The organism is Phyllobacterium sp. P5_D12 (genome assembly GCF_054049495.1).
Genome location: NZ_JBFUMG010000497.1, coordinates 1 through 3,294 on the forward strand (window position 1 = coordinate 1; position 3,294 = coordinate 3,294).

Consider the following 3,294-nt stretch of genomic DNA (forward strand, 5'->3'; position numbering starts at 1 on the left):
CCCCTGCGCTCCTTCGTTGCGGAACCCATGCGTTTCGGGCGTCTTTTCCTCGTTGGCGATGCGGCGCATATTGTGCCCCCGACGGGAGCCAAGGGGCTTAATCTGGCGGCGAGTGACGTCCATTATCTTTTCTCCGGACTTGCCGAATATTATCGCGATGGTTCGGATAGCGGCATCGACGCGTATTCGGTGCGGGCACTTTCACGCGTCTGGAAAGCGGTGCGCTTTTCCTGGTGGATGACAACAATGATGCATCGTTTTCCGGATACGGGGGAATTCGACCAGAAGATCCAGGAGACCGAACTCGACTATCTCACCCATTCCCGCGCCGCTTCTACGGTGCTGGCGGAAAACTATGTCGGTCTGCCTTACTGAACACAATATTTAATCCGATCGGTCTATGGTTGAGCCGGACACCTCAAGCTAGTGTTGGGAAGTCGCTCATTTGGATTCGCGCCCATGATCTCGCGTCACCTGCCGGCTTCGTCATATGTGGTACCGCTGGGGGCGCTGGCACTTGCCATTGCTGTCCAGCTCTTTGGTGTTCCGGGCGGCCATAGTCATGCCTGGGTAACAGTTCTCGTTTCACTGATCACCCTCGCAATTTTGCTAGTCACCGTATTCGTCGTCCTCGAACATGCGGAAGCCCTGGCTTTCCGTCTTGGTCAACCGTACGGAACGCTGCTCCTCACCTTTGCCGTCACGACGGTGGAGGTTTCGATCATCGTCTCCATGATGCTGCATGGTGAAAACAACCCGACGCTGGCGCGCGAGTCTGTGTTCTCGACGGTCATGATCGTCTGCGCGGGTGTCGTCGGCCTGTGTCTTACGCTTGGAGCATGGCAGCATCACCAGCAGGATCTGAAACGGCAGGGAACAAGCGCCATCCTTTCGGTCCTGACCGCCTTGACGGTATTGACACTCGTTCTGCCGAATTACACACTTTCGACGGATCCGGGCAGCTTTTCCCCTATCCAGCTCATCTTCGTCAGCTTCTGTTCAGTACTGCTTTATGGGAGTTTCGTGTTCGCGCAGACGGTGCGCCAGCGCGAAGACTTTCTTGACGAAAGCGCTGCCTATGCCGGGATTCATGCGGGAAATAAATCCAACCGAGCGCTTTTTGCGAATGCGATTCTCCTGGTGATCGGACTGGTTGGCATTGTCCTGCTCGCGGAGCAGGTGGCCGTCGGCATCGAGGATGGCCTTGCGGCACTGAACGTCGCGCAGAGCGATTCCATCGTCGGCGCATTTATCGCGACACTGGTCCTTCTGCCTGAAGGTTTAGCCGCCATTCGTGCCGCGCTCAACAATGAATTGCAGCGCAGCCTCAACATTGCGCTCGGTTCGGCCCTGGCGACAATCGGGCTGACCATCCCCGCAGTCGGCATGGCAAGCCTTATCACCGGGCGGGAACTCACGCTCGGCCTTTCGTCGGGCGATACGGTGCTTCTGGCGCTGATCCTTTCGATCAGCATTCACAGTTTCGGAACGGGACGCACCACAGTGCTGACCGGGATGGTGCATCTGGTCGTGTTCATCGCCTTCGTGCTTCTACTTGCAGTTCCTTAGGCACCAGTCGCATTTACCGTATCGTAGCCGTATATTTGCCGCCGCTGCGTTTCTAACGCCGGGACGAACGTCTATTGTTGTCGAGGTAAAACGGATCCCGGAGCAAATTCGATGAAAAGCAAATTCGGCAAAGTCATATTGGCGGGCGGTGTCCTCGGTCTCTGCCTGACAACGAGCGTCACGGCGGCAACGATCAAGGATCTGCAGGGCGCATGGACCATGAACGGAACCAAGTGTGAGGACACATTCAAGAAGGTCGGCAAGACGGTCGAGTTCAAGGACCGGACGGCATCGACTTCAACGGGATTGCTGATCAGCGGCAGCAAGGTCACAGGGCCGAACGCCGTGTGCACGACAAAGAGCGTGAAGAAACAGAAAGACCGGCTGTCGGCGACGTTGTCCTGCACCGATTCAATGATCGAAAGCGATATGACCCAGACGTTCAAGATCGTCGATGCCAACACGTTTCAGAGGTTCGACCCCTTCGGCGATAATATGTATGTCACCTACAAGAAGTGTGACATGTGATGTTCGAGCCTTGCCGCCCGCTCGCGGCGGGTTGGCTTAGCTGTCAGAAATGCATGACGACGCCGAAGATCGGTCCCTGTTCGACGACATTCATGACAAACCCGTCATTACTATAATCGACGCCGAGCGCCCGATAGCCGGCGACCGCTGAAACCTTTTCGTTGAAACTGTAGYCGATGCCTCCGGCAACGTCCCAGTCGACATCAGCACCGCCGCCGCCAACAAGACCCCAGCCGGTAAAATAGACCTTGTCGGTGATCGAATATTTGGCACGAATGCCGCCGAGGCCATCGACCCAGGTCGCGCTGTCTTCACGCTTCACACCATCGAGAATGCCGCCGCTAAACGCAATCTCGGTGCTCGCATTCCAGACCCTCAACCCGGCGACAAGATCGAGGTTGCCTCTTTCGCTTTGCAGCACGGAATACCCAGCGCCGACGAGCCCGGCAAAGGTTTCGGAGGTCACGCTGACATTGTCCGCGATAATCCCTCGCGGCGTGCCCCGGCCACTGGAGATCTTCGTGTACATGATATCGGTGAAAATGCTGTAGCGATCATAGCGCGCCTCGCCAATGGCCATGGCGGCAAAATCGAGCTCCTTGAGGATGTCGCCAAATTTCATGTCCATGTGCACTGTCGGCAGGCCGAACAGACCCGTATCGCCAGACATGCCCGCCGCCCAGAAATAGGGGCTAACCGCAAAGGTCCAACCATCCTTTTCGATTTGCTTGAGTTCCGGCGCCATCGGCGAAGTAATGTCGGCCGCCGAAACCGGGCTTGCAAACAGCAAACCAGCCGCAAGCGCCGGTGCCAAAGTATTAAAAAGTTTCATCGCTGTCCCCCTTTTGAACGTCGCGATCAGTCGTCAACCGAATCCCATGTATGATCCGGATTGAATGACCTTATCTCTTTAACCATCTTGTCGGTAGCCGGTCCGAGATCCTTTTCGTAAATGGTCCCATGATGACTAACGACGAAAGTCTTGATTCCGGTTTCGCCATATATTGCCGGCCAGGCGATCAAGGCATGTCCGGCGATCATGTTGCCATTGATGACAAAATCATACTTGCCGCCGGCAATGTTGCTGCCCTGTCCTTTGAGTATCCGGTAGCGATAGCCGAAATAGCCGCGGTCTGACTTCGCGCTGGCCTCGATCTTCGCATCATCTCCGAAACTGCCGGCAGGGCTTTCCTCGCC

5 protein-coding genes are annotated in these 3,294 nt (G+C 56.2%); 3 read left to right on the top strand and 2 right to left on the bottom strand.

The window, feature by feature from the left end; genetic code table 11:
* The 3 genes from ACXJ5O_RS22410 to ACXJ5O_RS22420 form a co-directional block, all read left to right on the top strand.
* The coding region (locus tag ACXJ5O_RS22410) for an FAD-dependent monooxygenase (RefSeq protein ID WP_457301822.1) at positions 1-375 on the top strand (375 nt) is incomplete at its 5' end.
* Between the two features lie 84 nt (positions 376-459).
* A complete protein-coding gene (locus tag ACXJ5O_RS22415) occupies positions 460-1,569 on the top strand; it encodes a calcium:proton antiporter (RefSeq protein ID WP_457301823.1) in 1,110 nt (369 codons plus the stop codon).
* A gap of 111 nt (positions 1,570-1,680) precedes the next feature.
* Positions 1,681-2,097 (top strand): hypothetical protein, encoded by a 417-nt coding sequence (locus tag ACXJ5O_RS22420; protein WP_224506264.1) that lies wholly within the window; start codon positions 1,681-1,683, stop codon positions 2,095-2,097.
* Positions 2,098-2,140: 43 nt separating this feature from the next.
* Here the strand turns inward: ACXJ5O_RS22420 and ACXJ5O_RS22425 are convergent, their stop codons facing one another.
* Both ACXJ5O_RS22425 and ACXJ5O_RS22430 read right to left on the bottom strand, forming a co-directional pair.
* Complete coding sequence (locus ACXJ5O_RS22425; protein ID WP_457301824.1) at positions 2,141-2,929, bottom strand: DUF481 domain-containing protein; 789 nt, start codon at positions 2,927-2,929, stop codon at positions 2,141-2,143.
* A gap of 26 nt (positions 2,930-2,955) precedes the next feature.
* Positions 2,956-3,294 (bottom strand): DUF2950 family protein (locus tag ACXJ5O_RS22430; protein WP_457301825.1); only part of this gene is annotated, 339 nt, incomplete at its 5' end.